21 protein-coding genes, 1 tRNA gene and 1 pseudogene are annotated in these 16,095 nt (G+C 39.4%); 3 read left to right on the forward strand and 20 right to left on the reverse strand.

Translation table 11 applies throughout. The annotated features are described in order from the left end of the window. Entirely contained in the window at nucleotides 1-225 is a 225-nt protein-coding gene (locus CL667_02100; GenBank protein ID MAL16478.1) for a translation initiation factor, read from the forward strand. 68 nt (nucleotides 226-293) lie between these two features. On the opposite strand, the gene CL667_02105 is transcribed toward CL667_02100, so the two are convergent. The 3 genes from CL667_02105 to CL667_02115 form a co-directional block, all read right to left on the reverse strand. Beyond that, a complete protein-coding gene (locus CL667_02105; protein MAL16479.1) occupies nucleotides 294-785 on the reverse strand; it encodes a hypothetical protein in 492 nt (163 codons plus the stop codon). Between the two features lie 29 nt (nucleotides 786-814). After that, nucleotides 815-1,306, reverse strand: coding sequence for a DUF4920 domain-containing protein (locus CL667_02110; protein MAL16480.1), 492 nt, complete (start codon nucleotides 1,304-1,306; stop codon nucleotides 815-817). 83 nt (nucleotides 1,307-1,389) lie between these two features. Continuing rightward, a complete protein-coding gene (locus tag CL667_02115; GenBank protein ID MAL16481.1) occupies nucleotides 1,390-2,208 on the reverse strand; it encodes an endonuclease VIII in 819 nt (272 codons plus the stop codon). A gap of 146 nt (nucleotides 2,209-2,354) precedes the next feature. Here CL667_02115 and CL667_02120 point away from each other — a divergent pair, with 146 nt between their 5' ends. Next, nucleotides 2,355-2,753 carry a hypothetical protein gene (locus CL667_02120; GenBank protein ID MAL16482.1) on the forward strand — a complete coding sequence of 133 codons (399 nt, stop codon included), beginning with the start codon at nucleotides 2,355-2,357 and terminating at the stop codon, nucleotides 2,751-2,753. Next, complete coding sequence (locus CL667_02125; GenBank protein ID MAL16483.1) at nucleotides 2,731-3,930, forward strand: hypothetical protein; 1,200 nt, start codon at nucleotides 2,731-2,733, stop codon at nucleotides 3,928-3,930. Before CL667_02120 ends, CL667_02125 begins: the two co-directional genes overlap by 23 nt. Nucleotides 3,931-3,949: 19 nt before the next feature. On the opposite strand, the gene CL667_02130 is transcribed toward CL667_02125, so the two are convergent. The 17 genes and pseudogenes from CL667_02130 to CL667_02210 all read right to left on the reverse strand — a co-directional run bounded on the left by CL667_02130 (nucleotide 3,950) and on the right by CL667_02210 (nucleotide 15,918). Continuing rightward, entirely contained in the window at nucleotides 3,950-4,333 is a 384-nt protein-coding gene (locus CL667_02130) for a hypothetical protein (protein MAL16484.1), read from the reverse strand. 154 nt (nucleotides 4,334-4,487) lie between these two features. Next, nucleotides 4,488-4,883: pseudogene (locus CL667_02135) on the reverse strand (hypothetical protein). Nucleotides 4,884-5,162: 279 nt separating this feature from the next. Continuing rightward, nucleotides 5,163-5,876, reverse strand: coding sequence for an SDR family oxidoreductase (locus CL667_02140; GenBank protein ID MAL16485.1), 714 nt, complete (start codon nucleotides 5,874-5,876; stop codon nucleotides 5,163-5,165). Further along, nucleotides 5,876-6,526, reverse strand: a complete 651-nt coding sequence (locus CL667_02145; GenBank protein ID MAL16486.1) for a 7-carboxy-7-deazaguanine synthase QueE — start codon at nucleotides 6,524-6,526, stop codon at nucleotides 5,876-5,878. The genes CL667_02140 and CL667_02145 overlap by 1 nt, the downstream gene beginning before the upstream one ends. Next, nucleotides 6,519-6,908, reverse strand: coding sequence for a 6-pyruvoyl tetrahydrobiopterin synthase (locus CL667_02150; GenBank protein MAL16487.1), 390 nt, complete (start codon nucleotides 6,906-6,908; stop codon nucleotides 6,519-6,521). Before CL667_02150 ends, CL667_02145 begins: the two co-directional genes overlap by 8 nt. A gap of 99 nt (nucleotides 6,909-7,007) precedes the next feature. Next, nucleotides 7,008-7,625, reverse strand: coding sequence for a thioredoxin family protein (locus CL667_02155; protein MAL16488.1), 618 nt, complete (start codon nucleotides 7,623-7,625; stop codon nucleotides 7,008-7,010). Between the two features lie 3 nt (nucleotides 7,626-7,628). Then, a complete protein-coding gene (locus CL667_02160; protein MAL16489.1) occupies nucleotides 7,629-8,114 on the reverse strand; it encodes an alkyl hydroperoxide reductase in 486 nt (161 codons plus the stop codon). A 4-nt stretch (nucleotides 8,115-8,118) separates the two neighbouring features. Continuing rightward, a complete protein-coding gene (locus tag CL667_02165; GenBank protein ID MAL16490.1) occupies nucleotides 8,119-8,463 on the reverse strand; it encodes a 6-O-methylguanine DNA methyltransferase in 345 nt (114 codons plus the stop codon). Then, a complete protein-coding gene (locus CL667_02170; protein MAL16491.1) occupies nucleotides 8,460-9,314 on the reverse strand; it encodes a hypothetical protein in 855 nt (284 codons plus the stop codon). The genes CL667_02165 and CL667_02170 overlap by 4 nt, the downstream gene beginning before the upstream one ends. Nucleotides 9,315-9,316: 2 nt before the next feature. Then, the gene (gene amrB, locus CL667_02175) at nucleotides 9,317-10,069 is read right to left on the reverse strand and encodes an AmmeMemoRadiSam system protein B (GenBank protein MAL16492.1); all 753 of its coding nucleotides are present in this window, start codon (nucleotides 10,067-10,069) and stop codon (nucleotides 9,317-9,319) included. A gap of 94 nt (nucleotides 10,070-10,163) precedes the next feature. After that, nucleotides 10,164-10,808, reverse strand: coding sequence for a hypothetical protein (locus tag CL667_02180; protein MAL16493.1), 645 nt, complete (start codon nucleotides 10,806-10,808; stop codon nucleotides 10,164-10,166). 61 nt (nucleotides 10,809-10,869) lie between these two features. After that, a tRNA-Ser gene (locus CL667_02185) sits at nucleotides 10,870-10,961 on the reverse strand. A gap of 70 nt (nucleotides 10,962-11,031) precedes the next feature. Continuing rightward, on the reverse strand, nucleotides 11,032-11,712 hold the full coding sequence (locus CL667_02190; protein MAL16494.1) for a hypothetical protein: 681 nt from the start codon (nucleotides 11,710-11,712) through the stop codon (nucleotides 11,032-11,034). After that, on the reverse strand, nucleotides 11,709-12,437 hold the full coding sequence (locus CL667_02195; GenBank protein ID MAL16495.1) for a 1-acyl-sn-glycerol-3-phosphate acyltransferase: 729 nt from the start codon (nucleotides 12,435-12,437) through the stop codon (nucleotides 11,709-11,711). The genes CL667_02190 and CL667_02195 overlap by 4 nt, the downstream gene beginning before the upstream one ends. Continuing rightward, nucleotides 12,437-13,372, reverse strand: a complete 936-nt coding sequence (gene murQ / locus CL667_02200) for an N-acetylmuramic acid 6-phosphate etherase (protein MAL16496.1) — start codon at nucleotides 13,370-13,372, stop codon at nucleotides 12,437-12,439. The genes CL667_02195 and murQ overlap by 1 nt, the downstream gene beginning before the upstream one ends. A 6-nt stretch (nucleotides 13,373-13,378) precedes the next feature. Further along, nucleotides 13,379-14,872, reverse strand: coding sequence for an acetyl-CoA carboxylase biotin carboxylase subunit (gene accC, locus CL667_02205; GenBank protein MAL16497.1), 1,494 nt, complete (start codon nucleotides 14,870-14,872; stop codon nucleotides 13,379-13,381). A gap of 68 nt (nucleotides 14,873-14,940) precedes the next feature. After that, complete coding sequence (locus CL667_02210) at nucleotides 14,941-15,918, reverse strand: squalene synthase (GenBank protein ID MAL16498.1); 978 nt, start codon at nucleotides 15,916-15,918, stop codon at nucleotides 14,941-14,943. Nucleotides 15,919-16,095: the final 177 nt, after the last annotated feature.

The raw sequence follows: 16,095 nt of genomic DNA on the forward strand, positions 1-16,095 counted from the left end.
ATGAAAGTAAGCGTAAAAATGGAAACTGCCGGACGCAGAGGCAAACAAGTTTCTGTCATCAGAGGAATCACACATAACCCCCAGGTGATTGAAGATTTAGAAAAGAAACTCAAAACACAATTGGGAACCGGCGGAACGATCAAAGGAAAAACGATAGAAATCCAGGGAGATCATGTGAGTCGAATAAAGAAAATCCTGGAAAAAGAAGGCTACGAAGTTAATTAGGTTTTTAGTAGCGAGGTTTTAGGTGTTAGATTTTATATAACTAACACCTTGAACCTAAAACCTTACACCTACAGCTTTACCTTACTCTCCTGTCGGGGATCTAAGTCATAAAGCGAAGATGCAGTCGCCTGAATGGTTTTGTACCACTCATTGCCAAACTTATCATTAATGGTATAAAAGTCAGCAAAATCTGGCTTTCTGATTGTCATTTTCCATTCCTGAGTTTTAGACTTAAATGTAGGATCTACATGCAAAAGCTCATGATATAGCATCATCTCTTTTGTGTCATTATCAAGCATATCCCAAAGCTCTCCGGATATCTCAATCAGGTAGTCATTTCCCGAATAGTGCTTTACTTCTCTGTTCGCCTTGATGCATTTCGCAGCTCTTTGTTTCGATAAATTTGGATAGACCAAGAAGTACCCAATCTCTGCAGGACCAAATTCCATCTTATATTTTTCTATAACATTTTTTGCTATAGACTCCACTTCCGGAGATTCCATGAGCTGTTTTGTAGAATGAATAGTCGCTTCTGCTTTTAAAAAATCGTTCTCTGGCATGAATAAATTTTATAGTCTGTAATTGAAAATTATGATTTTGGAACCAATACTGAAGTAGCTACAATTGAATACTCTTTCTGAGGACCTGTAATTGTTTCAGCGTCCTCACCGGCATCTTCAGCATAGTGTTTAGCCTTCTCTTCTGTGAGTTCTGTAACAGTAAAAGTACCAACCAATTTGACCGTTTTCCCTTGAGAATCAGTGGGAATAAAAAAGCCATAGTCTTTAAATGTAATGCGAGCAGAATACCCATCTTGATTAGCTACAAAAAAACATCCTTTCTTCTGGCAAACTTGAGCTACTTCAGTTTCGAGTGTAACTTCTTTTCCTTCAAATTCATCGCCACTCTTGATAATACTTACTAAAGATTGTGCTTCATTCCACTCAATTACTTCACTTCCAAAAACTTCGTAGTTCTCTGTAGTTTGAATCGGCTCTGAAAGACGAACTACTTCTGTTTCTTGGGCTAATACAGGTAAAGATGTTAATAAAACGAGGGCTATAGTTAATACTTTTTTCATGATCTTTGACTTAGTTTTATGCTTGCCCAAACATACAAAGTTTAGAAGCAATTTTTCATACTGAAATCAACTATTTATTGGAGTTATTTCTGCTCTGTTTCACAAAAATAAACTTTACGCCCACCCGTCTTTATAACCTGAATTTCCCGTCCACATTTATAACATGGTTTACCTTCCCGACCGTATACATAGTGTCTGTATTGTCTCCTGGAGGCTCCCTCTTCCTTAAGAACCTTAACCAAATCATCAGGAGTTGTTAAACCTCCTGTCTCATAAGATCGCCTTGACAAATAGATTGAGTTGTTCGCTAAAGCTTCTATTTGAGACTCAGTGCAATCTTTTGGCCTGAATTCCGGGTCAACTTTTGAAGCAAATAAAATTTCACTCCGCAGATAATTCCCAACTCCGCTCAAAAAACCCTGATCCAAAAGTAAAGTTGAGAGTTTTCTGTTATTGAAAGTATCGCTTTTGTATCGTTCTAAAACCTCTTCAAATGTTGTTTTTGGGTGAACAACATCCGGACCTAATTTTTCTATATAAGAGTGGCCTTCTACCTCATTATCTTTCAATATTTCAATCTCAGAAGCTGAATACAAGAAAGCAGATTTATCCTTCGTGTGGATCGCGACCCTGAGTGAGCGATTATTCTTGGGCACATTACCCCGATTCTGAATTATCCATTTACCATATAGCTGATTGTGTGAATAAAGATTCAGGTTATTCTCAAAAGACGTAATAATGGCCTTACCTCTGGGTGTAACCGAGTTTACCTTTAGCCCAACCAAACTTTCTTTAAAAGGCTTAAGCTCCTCAAACGCAAAAAAAAGGTCTTCAATTTCTTTACCGGATATAGCTTCTCCAATTTTATCTGCAGCTCTCCAAATTTCTGGTCCTTCAGGCATATTCGTTAGTTTTTAGTAGTGAGATGTTAGATTTGGAATTTGGTCATTGGTCATTGGTCATTGGTCATTGGTCATTGGTCATTGGTCATTAAAGTATTTGGTTCGTGACCTCAAAGTTCATACAATCGCTATCAAAAATCCGTTCAATGAAATCTGTAGTAACTCTTTTAGCAGGCTTTTTAGGCATCCTTTTCTTAGAAGGATTTGCCCGAGTTGTAATTACATTTTATCACAGAATTGAATTCCAATTCTTTGGAGTATCAAGTTTGCCCGGTGTTGACTGGGTGGTCATTATTCTTTTATCAGTTTTAATAAGTACGTGGCTACTGACTATGCTTATTTTGACCATAATTGATCAGAATAGCTTTTACCATGCTTTAACTTTTTGGATCATGCTAATGTTCTGGCGCGGTTTTGAAATATTCAATTCCTATTCTACAGAACCTTTATGGTACTTTATCATCACCATATTTCTACACACCTTAGGTGTCTATTTAGCCCTTAAACTATACACCCATCAAAATGAAATTATACAAGATTCTTAGTGTTGCGCTTCTATTTATAATCGGTTGCAGTGAAAAGGAAGTAGCAACTTTTACTCAGATTGAGTCACCAGCTGGAGAAAACAGCTCACTTCCACGACTTTTTATTGATGAATCCGGCACTGTATTCATGAGCTGGGTTGAAGAGAAAGGAAATCTGGCAGAGCTCAAGTATTCAACCTTTGAAGATTCTTTTTGGAGTGACCCCAAGGTGATTGCCAAAGATTCTACCTGGTTCTTAAACTGGGCAGATTATCCCTCTATTATTGCAAGAGACGGAGCTCCCTTTGCTGCCCATTGGTTAAATAAGAAAACTGGAGGCACTTACTCTTATGATGTAAATATCAGTACTTACCAAAATGGAGACTGGGCTTCTCCAATTAAGCCACATGAGGACGAAACACCCACTGAGCACGGTTTTGCGAGCATGATCCCAATGTCAGATTCCACCTTTCTTGCTGTTTGGCTTGATGGAAGGGAAACAGAAAATAGAGATCATAATGAGTATTCAAACATTGAAAAAGCAATGACGCTAAGGGGAGCTGTAATTCATAAGAACGGCTCTATCCTTCACAAATATCTAATTGACGATAGCGTATGCGACTGCTGCAGTACATCCTTAACCAAAACTAACGACGGTTATATGCTTGTTTACCGTGACAGGACAAACGAGGAGATCAGAGACATTAATTACACTAAATTTAAAGATGGTGTTTGGAGTGAACCCAAGCCTATTCATTCCGATAACTGGAAAATCGCTGCCTGCCCTGTAAATGGTCCTTCTGTCGATTCTGAAGATGGTACTGTAGCCATCGCTTGGTTCACTGGAGCAAATGAAGAACCAGCCGTCAAACTTTCAGTCTCAAATGATGATGGAAAAACATTTTCAGAAGCTATACTCTTGGACACTAAAGGACCTATTGGCCGTGTTGATGTTGAAGTATCTGATGACAAAATATGGGCTAGTTGGTTGTCTGCAGAAAAACCAAACGGTCATTTAAAAATTGCGAGCTTTACAAAATCTGGGAAATTACTAGAAACACATATTGTAGAAGAAGGTATTTCAAGTGAAAGGCAGGCTGGTTTTCCGGAACTGGAAATTGTAGATAGGAAGTTACTTGTAGCTTATACCGAAGTGATTGAGAAAGAGAAAAGAGTTAAAAATCTCATTTACAAATAACTGTAACTGATAGAATATGTTATTCTTTTGGAACGTCAGTTATCTGAATGTCATCTTTATAAATAGTAGCAACAATATCTATTTCATCTCCTGCAGCCGGTATTGCTGTTAGAGTAAAAGACTCTGCGCTTTCATCAGATATGCTAAATTGCCCCAATGTATGATCAGCAGTCAGGTTTAGTTCTTCTAAAGTAATAGAAACAAATGACCCATTTCCTCCACCAAACATATCACTTTTCCGATGATAGGATTGTGCATAATTGGCCGCTTCAATCATTTTTTGTTTGATTGATTCATGATTAGCTTGTACTTGGCTGCTCTCTAAGGTATTGATTGCAGTTATTGTTGCAATACCTATGATTATCATTGTTACAATCAAGAGAAGTAATTGTTGCTGTCCCATATTCGTTTACAATTATGAATATTGGTAAAATAAAAAAGCCCCAACATAATGTTGAGGCTTTTTTATTTTATCTCAACTAATTGGATTAGTTGTCTGGAGTATAGTTATCAGGAGTAATTGTACCTGTTAACTGGTCTGCAGCAGCAGCATCTGTACCTACAGTAAGAACTCCGTCTGCATCAACTGTACCTGGCACGTAATCCTCAGAACTTGCAGGATGTGCAGTGATAATAATTGATTGTGGGTTAACAGTTGTTAACTCATAGAATCCATTTTCGTTCTGAGCAACGGTACTGTCAGCAGAAATACCGTTAGCTGGGAATGCTAAGTTTTGGAATCCAATTCCTGTAAAAGTTCTACCACCACCACCAAGCATAGTTGGTTTCATGTAGTAAGACTGAGCAGAAGCAGCCATAGATGCCATATCGTTTCGAACAGCGTCAATGTTAGCTTGGTCTGCAGCAGTACCAAATGTGTTAATAGCCACAACCGTCGCGATACCTACGATGATTGTTACGAGTATTACGAGAAGTAATTGTTGTTGACCCATGATGATCTCCTATTGTATTGTTTGTTTTGTTTGTTAAACTGTTTTTTAATTTCTGATGCTAATTTTACTAATAACTGCATCAAAGTAAATTAGAAAATATTTAGTGTTTATTGATTGTTTCGGACACAAGAGTTTTGTCTTTTTCAATTGTTACAAATCTAACTTAATTAAAAAATCTTAATATTTGTAGAAAAAGATAAAACATTCTCAAATACCAAAAAACACTTTCTTTACTAAGGTACGTATGATTTTTCTATTCGGATGGTTAGTCTTCTTTAATTACATCGGATTTACTTCTCCACCCTGGGGCATCATCGTAATTTCCTCGGCTACGGTTCTTTTACTCAGTTCAGATAAAGCCAGTATAACCTTCCCTACATCTTCAGGATCAATCAATTTTTGTTCATCAATATCCACATCATCCCAGGATGTTGAAAATGTTTGACCAAGGTTTATGGCTGAAACAGCAACATTGGTATTCATAAGTTCTTTTCTAAGGGACCTTGTATAGCCCAAAAGAGCATGCTTGCTCATTGAATAGGCACCACTACCTCCCAACCCCTTAACAGCTCCTACAGAGCTTATGTTTACAATCAATGCCCTATCCTGTGCAGTTAGGACTGGCAAGAGTGTTTGGGTTAAATTAAATGCCCCTAAAGCATTAACCTGAAATTGAGATTCAAATTCTTCTGGACTCGTATCTCTTAGTATCTTATAGAGAAAGGAACCTGCATTGTTAATGAGAATCCCGGGATTAAAAGCGGAAAAGTCGATACTAGATATCTCTTCGGAGTTGGTAATATCAGCAGAAATAATAGTCACATCTTTTGCACCAGCTGTAAGGCAAATTTCTTTCGCTTCTTTTAAATCATTTTTACTTCGAGCTATTAATACAAGATGGCGCTCTGTGTTTTTAGCAAATACTTCTGCAATTGACAGACCGATACCTTTACTGCCACCGGTAATAATAACAGAGGAATCTTTGAAGCTCATTATGGGACTTTAAGAAATTTGTGCGTTTGCAGGCTAATTCCCCATTCCGGGTTTTTCTTAACATAGTCCACAATTAATTCTATGGACTCGGGAGTTTCCCATTCAGGCTGAAGTAATAATTCCGTGCCTTCAGGACATTTTTCGGCATTTTTTTCAGCCCATTTCAAATCCTTGTTGGTTAAAACAACTACTTTTAATTCGTCCACATAGTTGAAAACTTCTTCAGTTGGCTTCTTAAATCTTTTAGGTGAAAGAGTAATCCAGTCAAGCTGACCTGACAAGGGTGAAGAGCCACTTGTTTCTATATGAACTTTGAGACCCGCCGACTTCAAGCCTAACGTTAAAGGCAAAAGATCGTGTAATAAAGGCTCCCCTCCCGTTATAACGGTAAATGGTGCTTTGCTTTTTTTTGCCTCTTCAACTAATTGCCGGACCGACATTTTGGGATGCCCTTCTTCTTCCCAGCTTTCTTTCACATCACACCACCAACAATTAACATCACAACCGGCTGTGCGGATAAAGTATGATGCTCGGCCAGTATGAGCTCCTTCCCCTTGTATAGTATAGAAATGCTCAACTATCGGATACTCAACATCCATATAGTCTTTGTTACTGGTTACTAATTCTGCTTCTTTATCTACTTTAAACATCTTTATCTGTGTATTCTACCCAACTGGTTTCTGTTTCCCAAACGGTTACGGTGAGTTCAATATCTCCCGGAATGCGTTCTTTTGTTTCTTTATGGATAAACTCAGCTATTCGTTCTGCGGTTGTATTCTCAGGCATTAACTCGTTAAGAAAGCCATGATCAAAACCGCCTTTTTCAGAATCTTTTGCAGCCCATTTCAATTCTTTAAAATCACATACCATATCAGGGGTATCAAGATATTGGGATGGATTCAGTTTATTTGATTTTGCAGTCATCTTTACCCGGTATGAATGACCATGCATTCTACCGCACTTACCATCATAACCATCAATAAAGTGAGCGGCATCAAATTTAAATTCAGTATTTAGCGTCCAAGTAGGCATTGTATAGTCTAATATTGCGATACTATCTCAGTAGCATCTTCATTCAATAAAAAAAGCCACGTTGTGGCGTGGCTTAAAATTACGGGTTTTTTACTAAAATTACTTGGTTCGCTTTATGGTACAGCCAAGTGACTTAGTTTCTTGCTGACTGATCCCTGAACCAGCTACAAGCTCTCTAATTGCATCCTCAGCGTATGTAGCTTCAACAGTACTAGCATCATTGGCATTATCATCAATTGCGCCGTGATAAACGAGTTTCATATTAGAATCGAAAAGAAAGATTTCGGGTGTGCGCGTTGCGCCAAAGGCATCCGCCAATTTGTGGTCTTCATCCAGAGCGTATGGAAATGAATAACCCTGCTTTTGTGCCCGCCGCTTCATGTCCTCCATCGATTCACCGCGGTCACGGATCCTTTCATTTGGATTCAAAGCAATCATTCCAATATTATTTACCCCTGCCAAGTCAGCTAAACCATTATAGCGGTCTTCCCATTTAGCCACCCAAGGACAAGTATTGCACGTAAACAACACCAATAATCCATTATCATCCGCAACGCCAGCAAGTGTTAAGGTACGGCCTGAAGTGTCTTCAACTTCTAAATTAGTTTGTGGTGCTTTGTCGCCAATCTTTAGGACATCAACAGTAGTAATTTGTGTGAATGCAGCTAAAATCATAACTGCTGACAAACTCAATATCAGTTTATTTGATTTTTTCATGGCTTAGTCCTCATTTATCACGTTTAACAATTCTGATTCAAAAGTCTCAAACTCAGCTTTTCCTTCCCATGCAGCTGAAACTTCGCCTTTCTTATTATACACAATGGTGAATGGAAGTGCACCTGTCCATTCGTTAGAAATTGTGGTAATAAAGTCATTGTCTTTACCGACTTTAAAGTAGGTCTCAAAATCGACGCCCTGTTTTTTCAGGAAAGCTACCGCATCTTCTCTCGCTTCTTCAAAATCACCCGATACAAAAATAAGCTTGAATTGGCCCTCATACTCTTTGTTCAATTTCATTAAGAAGGGAAATTCTTCGATACATGGAGCACACCAGGTAGCCCAAAAATTCACCAATACCGGTTTCTCATTCTTAAACTCGGCTATTTTCTCTACGATTTGGTCAGCTGTAGCATTAACCAGTATTTTATCTCCGGGAGTAGTTATTCCAAACATCAAAATTAAAACAAAGACCAAAAATGTTTTCATAATTTTAATCTAAATGTTCAGAAGGATTCCAAAAATGCTTCTCTATATCAACGGTGTACTCTTCTTTAAAATCTACGCCTTCTTGAAGCAAGCGTTCCCGCATGGTATCTCCTTCGAAATGAGCTCGGCCTGTTAATTGTCCCAATCTATTAAGTACACGGTGCGCAGGTAATTCATATTCCAAATTATAGCTACGGTAGTTATTCATAGCATAACCTACCATTCGGGCTCCTGATTCAACCCCAAGGTAGCCTGCTATAGCTCCATAAGAAGTCACTTTTCCTAAAGGAATTTGTGAAACCACATCATAAACACGAGTGTAAAAATCATTTGCTGATTTAGAGCTCAAGACAATAACTTTTTTATTTCCTGCAATGATTGAGAAGAACCACTTTTTCTTTCCGCTATTTTGACGGCTTCAATTCCCAATGTCTTATATAAAGAAAGGACTTCAGGAGCACTATCCAAACTCTTGAGATGTTGTTTAACCGTTTCTAAATCGCCCCGGGCAATAGGTCCGGTTAGTGCATCTGTTACACCCAAGGTGTTGATGTTCTCAATTGTATTTTCCATAAGCGGCTTGAGTGCGTTTAGAGCAGTAGCTTCCGGGATATTTGCCTCAGCAGATATTTTAGCAACCATATCACTCAAAACCACTAAATAATTTGAAGCCACGACAGCCGAAGCATGAAGTAACGGTTTTGCATCAGCATCCACTCGAAAAGTTTTAGCCTTAAGATCGTGACTGATATTTTCCAGTTCCTCCAATAATACTTTATCCCCTTCCATATCAAACCAGGTTCCCTCAAAAGATTTAGTTTTCGGTGTGATTGCCTGCATGGGATGAAATGAAGCTACATTTGCACCATTCTTTTTTATCGGGTTTAAAATTTGAGAAGAATGAGTGCCTGATAGATGTACAACTTTTCTCCTTAATTTAGGAAACTGATCTGCTAACTCTTCTGCAATGCTCGAGATTGCATCATCAGAAACAGAAATAAAAATGAGGTCGCCCAGATTATCCAGGTCTTTTGGCTGACCAACTGAGAATAAAGTATTGGGATACTGTTTTTTAAAACCTTCTTCAATCTCAGAGTGATTGTATACCGAAATAACCGGGTAGCCTTTTTCATTAAAAACATGAAGTAATGCCGTTCCCACTCTTCCCAAACCTATAATAGAAATGCGGGGTTTACTCATTATCAGACCATTTGAGTTTCGGTACGTTTTGCATACCCACAAATATTGGAAGCAGACTCAATATGATCCAGAAACTCAACATCATATCCCCAGGACCGGGCAACCAGAATACCACTCATGAAAGCACGGGCTCCATTTACGGTTTTCTCATTGCTATTGAGATAATGCATCAAACCGGATTCATTATTGTTTACAACTAATGATCGCAGCTTTTCGAGTTCTTCGGGGCTTCCCGCAGGCACATCACAACAGTACACAATAAGTGCGTTTTTGTTTAACAGCAGTTCATCTAAAGTGAAAGCAAGTTCACGGATGATAGCAGGGTCATAGTCCCCAATTTGAAGGCTTACCACATCAAAATCATTAAAACAGGACTGAAGTACAGGCAGCTGTGTGTAGAGACTCATGTCTTTGCTATAGCCCTCATCCGCAATAAAGAAGTCATCCTCTTCATCACAAAATTCATTCCTCAAAAAATCATTTACAGGCACTTCTCCAAAACGTGTTTCAAAAACATCGTTTGATGGCATCGCTAATTTCTTCTGTAAATGACCTGTATAAGACTCAATTACAACAACGGTATCGAACTTTTGATCTACGACGGTTTTATAGGTCGTGCAAAGCTCACCGAAATTATCTGCATCAATAATATTGGGGACAAAGAGCATTCGGACATATTCCGAATTTGTACTTAAATGCTTCGCATTTTTTATGTGCCCTTGAATTTCTTTCTGTGTCAGGCTTGGTACATCCATAGTGCTAATCTGATATTCATTAAATTAAAAAAGCCCGGAGATACCTTTCCAACTTGCGTTAAGAAACGGCATTTCCGAGCTCTTGTAATATTGATCAACTATTTTTGCTTTGATAAGCTAATGCTATCTGATGATCTGTTTGTCTGAAACTACAAATTTCAAACATTTTATCATTGTTAAATCTTACAGAAAAGCGGTTTTTTTCATTTTTTTGAATTGTGAGGTCATCAAGGTTTGTCCGAAGACCTGTCCCAAGGCATTTCACCGCTGCTTCTTTGATAGTCCAAAGCCGGATGGGTTCCTCTTCCTCGGCCAAATGGTGTTCCTCATCATTTAAGATTCTATTCACGACTGCATCATTGACTTCCCGGTTTGAGAGTTCAACATCCAGCCCGATATCAAATGTATCAGAAATCGCACAAAAAACTTTTGAAGGTGAATGAGAAAAACTTGTGTAAATGATTTCCTCACCAAACTTGGCAAAAGGTTTGCCTGAATCTTCTTTATGCAGTTCTACTCGTTTTTCTAAGCCTTCATCATTCAAACTTTCAGCAAGCGAATGGAAGAGATGTCTGGCAGACAAGTATTCAGCCTTTCTTTTGTCGTTAGAGAATCCGGCGTATTCCTCTTTTTCTCTAGCAGATAAAATTTTAATGGAATAGCCCTCCTCTATTTCAACAACCCCAAGAATCACCTTTCCAGGCCAATTTTCAATATTGGAAGTATCAATTTTTTGCATAAAAAAATATACTGATTTTTTGGGAGTACGGAATGGAGTGAAACTAAGAAAAGCAAAAAAATGGCGGAGAGGGAGGGATTCGAACCCTCGGTACCCCGTAAGGGGCACACTCGCTTTCCAGGCGAGCCCGTTCGACCGCTCTGGCACCTCTCCGTTTTTTAATAGATGATAGCCCGTCGAAGGGCGCCTAAGATAGAGTTAATTATATCCTATATCAAAGAATTTAGAAGCCAATATTAAAACTATTTTCAACATAGGTTTTAACGGGTCTCCCATTGTCGGTTGCAGCAATAAATTTCCACTTTGCTGCGGCCTGAAGTACGGCGTCCATAATACCATAACCAACTTCATTTACTTTTTCGAAAGAACCATCTTCATTATAAAGCCTGATTTCAGAAATATAAAAATCTTCGACCTCCCCTTTTGTGCCCACCAAAAACGTAACAAGCACCCTAACCTTTATATCCGCTCTTTTGGCAGCTTCAGGAACAGTGGGTTCAACAATACGGACTAAACCCGGCGGGCGTTCAGGACTTCCAACAAACTCCCCTTCTCCCTCCGCTTCTGAAAAACCCTCTTCCCCTTCCGCATCAAACTTCGAGATTAAATCATCAAATTCAGGAAACTCGATTTCTTCTTCAATAACCTGATCGTTAGGAACCGGAACCGGAACGCGAGGACGTGGAGGCGCTGCGGGAGCTGATGTTTGTTTAGTGATAATGGCATTCTCGACATAAGTCACTTCTTCGGCGAAGCTGTCAAGTACTTTAGAGGTTGGTATCTCCGTAGCTGGCCAGCTTTTTATAATGATGAGAATAATTAATTGTGCGCATATCAATGACATCATGAAGCGATGTTCATGCTCAAGCTCGCCGTAGTAAATATCACGGATTCTGTCGATCAAGTATGCTTTAATTCTTTTAGTTGTTCCTGCATTACTTCCCGGGTATGATTTTTTAGCGACATCATATCGTCAAAATCTGCGGGGTCAATAGCGTCTAATACTTTTAGTTTGAAATCTGCTTTAGGGTTTAGGTTTGAAGAACCGGATGGCATTGCTTCAAAACTCCCATCAATTACCATTGGCTGTAACTTAAACCCGTATTCAAGGGAAAGAAGGAATGGCCCGTTCTTAAACGGTTTGAGTTGCCCATCCATTGTGCGAGTTCCTTCCGGGAAGATCATAACAGGAACCAAATCTTTTAGGGGTTCAACTAAATTGTCCAGTTTTTTGAGAGCTGTTTTGCTTGATCGATCTATGGTTAAATGTCCGGTAAGCCAAACCAGCCAGCCCATCACCGGAATGTAGGTGAGACTCTTCTTGGAAACCCATTTCATTTTCCAGGGCAGATGATATATAAAAGCCATATCCAAAAAGCTCTGATGATTGCACACAAAAATAGTTGGTTCTGATGGATCGTATTTATCTACGTTCATGAACGTCATTTTCCACCAAGGACTAGCCTTCATCATAAACCTTGCCATTATAGATAAGGTGAAATTGGGCGCCTTTCGGTATCTATCGAATGGAAAAGTCACTATAAAAACCAATGATATTATTACAAAGAAAATAAGGAACAGCACTGAAAAATAGCCGAATACAAAAATACTGAAAAGTCGTCTCATCATTATTTATCAAAACTTAAAAGTGCTTTACGAACAAAGCCATTATGCTTTTTAAGTAACCTGGAAGCATCGGATTTTGTTACATCTCCAAGAGCCATCACCAACGCTGTTTTAACATGTCCGCCTGCTTTATTTAGTAATTCTTCAGCACGGTCATAATCAATATCTGAAAAAATCATCAAAATTCGTTTGGCTCGTTCAACCAGTTTCTCATTGGTAAGCATTAAATCAACCATAACATTTTCGTAGATTTTACCCTGCCGAATCATAGCCCCTGTTGTAATCATATTTAATACCATTTTTTGAGCCGTTCCGCTTTTCATGCGAGTACTTCCCATAACCACCTCTGCACCTACCGGTACATCAATCAGGTAATCAACATCTAGTTCAATCTGCTTAGCAGGAACGGTGGTTACAAGAATGGTTTTGCATCCTCTTATTCTGGCTTCTTTGAGCGCTCCATGTACATATGGTGTGCGACCGCTAGCTGCTAAACCACAAACTACATCCGGAGTAGCAACCATCGCTTCTTCAATAGCTGCTCTTCCTGTTTCTTCTGAATCTTCCGCTCCTTCCTGAGCAACAAACATCGCTTCTTTACCACCGGCAATAAAACCCTCCACCTGTTCTGGGGGTGTTCCAAATGTTGGCGGACATTCAGCTGCATCCAAAACCCCTAACCTACCACTGGTACCCGCTCCAAAATAAAGCAGACGACCACCGACCTGAAAGGCATCCGAAACTAAATCTATCACATCAGCGATAACATCCAGCTTTTTTTCTACCTGAAGTGCTACTTTTTGATCCTCAAGATTTATAAGCCGTGCAATTTCTCCGGCAGAGGCAAGATCAATTTCTCGGGTATTAGGATTTCGGCCTTCCGTGGCTAACTTTTCAAGCTGAGAGAATAATTCTTTTTTTTTAGAACCTGATTCCAATATGATTTACCCTCTGCGGTTTTTCCACCACTGACTTCTTTCCGTACCCTCTCCGGCCAGTACCGGCTCTGACGTTTCACCGTCATTCGCATTTTTTAGTACAGAGGCAGCTAAAACCACATCTTCTATTGGTAAGTTGGGCTGCATTTTTTCAGGGGTGAAGTGATCCGGGACGAAATGAGTATCGTATTTCGCTTCAATAAAGGCCGGGTGATTAAGTGTAAATTCACAAAAAGGAATGGTGGTTCTACAACCGGCAATTTCATATTCGTCTAGCGCACGAAGCATGCGTTTGCGTGCAATTTCCCGAGTCGGTCCATGAACACTCAGCTTTGAGATCATAGGATCATAATTGATCGTAATCTGCTGTCCTTCCTCCACTCCGGCATCCACTCTAATTCCGGAACCAGTTGGCACCCTGTGCTTTTTAAGCAATCCTGTACTTGGCAGAAAATTATCAGCAGGATCTTCAGCATAAATACGACATTCGATCGCATGCCCATTTATTTTCAAATCTTCTTGTTTGAACGGAAGCTCTTTTCCTTCTGCTACTAAAATCTGCAGAGCAACCAAGTCCACGCCCGTAATCATTTCTGTAACGGGGTGTTCAACCTGAAGTCGGGTATTCATCTCCAGGAAATAGAAGTTCATGTGTTTGTCGACAAGGAACTCAATGGTTCCGGCTCCTACATAATCACAAGCTTCAGCGGCTTTGATCGCAGCTTTTGCCATTTCAGCTCGTAATTCATCGGTCAGGAGTGCGCAAGGCGCTTCTTCAATTACTTTTTGATGCCGGCGTTGTACCGAGCATTCCCGATCGTACACATGTAGCACATTCCCGTGAGTATCAGCCATGATTTGAAATTCCACATGCCGAGGTTCTTCCAAATATTTCTCTATATAGATTCGGTCATCGCCAAAAGCATTTCTGGCTTCCGATTTCGCCGCTTTGATGCTCGCCTCAAACTCTTCTTTTTTGTGGACGATGCGCATCCCTTTTCCACCACCACCGGCGGCGGCTTTTACCAAAATCGGATAGCCGATATCATCAGCAACCCTTCGAGCTTCTTCAATATCTTTGAGCTCATTCTTAATGCCTGGAGGAGTTGGAATTTCCGCCTTAGCCATTAGCTTTCGGGCCTCGGTCTTATCGCCCATCAGCGTAATAGCTTTGGGTTCCGGACCTATAAAAATGATATTCTCTTTCTTGCACCGCTCGGCAAAAGACGCGTTCTCACTCAGAAATCCGTATCCGGGATGTACCGCATCGGCACCCGTTTGCTTAACGGCATCAACAATTTTATCGATGACCAGATAACTTTCTGACGAAGCAGCTTCCCCAATAAATACAGATTCATCAGCATGAAGTACGTGGGGTGAATGTGCGTCAGGCCGAGAATAAACGGCTACTGTTTTAATTCCTAACTCTTTGCAGGTGTGAATAACCCGAAGTGCGATTTCACCACGATTGGCTACTAATACTTTCTTAATATCTCCCATAAAATCCTTTTTTAGTTATAGTCAATGATAGGACTTTAAAGCAAGATTCTCCAAGCAAAAACCAGATTTTAACTGTCTGTTTTCATATCTAGGTAAGCACGGGGCAGAATCGAAAGTTTTTCAGTGTAATTCAGGTATGCCCTATGATCGAAAACGTTGTAATTGTTCTCTTCAATTTTATCAAGAATTCTGCTGTAATTGTGTCTTGCAAGGTACACAGGTAAACGACTATCACTCGATAGCAAGCAAATCCCTTTATCTGCTTTCTCGTAGTATTCCCGAGTACGATTAATTTGAAATTTCATCAACTCAGAAAACTTATCGTCTAAGGTGTAGTTGAATAGCTCTTCCTCTGAAACGTCAAACCTTTTAAGATCTTCTTGAGGAAGATATATTCTGCCACGGCGTAAATCTTCTCCTACATCTCTTAAAATATTAGTGAGCTGCATGGCAATTCCTAAATCCACGGCGTATTGAAGAGCGTTATTATTCGTGTAGCCAAAAACCTCGCTAGTCATTAACCCAACCACTGAAGCAACTTTATACGAATAGTCATAAATCTCGTCGAAGTTTTCGAATCTGCTTTTAACCAAGTCCATCTTCACTCCTTCCATTAGCAGGAAAGGAAGCTCCATAGAAATTTTGTACTGTTTCAGGGTATCGGAAAAAGCTGTAAGAATGGGATCGTCAACAATTCTGCCTTCATATACATCTATGAGACGCTGCTTAAACATCTCAAGTTTCTCTTCAACCTGATCGACCGTAATTTTTTGTTCTATAATAAGGTCTTCAGCTTCATCAACTAAATCGTCGAGATAACGGCACAATCCATATATGGCGAAAATTCCACGTTGTTTTTCGTTAGGGAGAAATCGAGTAGCCATATAGAAAGTCTTAGCATGCTTTCGGGTAATACCTCGGCAATGAGAATAAGCTCCCTTCAAGTCGTCGTCATTCAGATCATCAATCACAGATCGATGAAAAGAAGTCCGCTCGTATAAAGGGCGAAAAACGTAATATGGAAATCGGAGTATATTTGTAAGCATATATAAATGTATTTCTCATTGCTATAGCCTTATTTTTTTTAAAAAAGTTCCCAAGAACTTTTGAGAATAATCAGTTTTCTCCTATAACATTTTGAAAAGAAGATGTTTATACTAAAAACTTGAATTTGATTATATTGAGTTAATCTAATAGTGTTATATTTTTAACACTATTATCAA

Source organism: Balneola sp. (assembly GCA_002694685.1).
Classification (GTDB): Bacteria; Bacteroidota; Rhodothermia; order Balneolales; family Balneolaceae; genus Gracilimonas.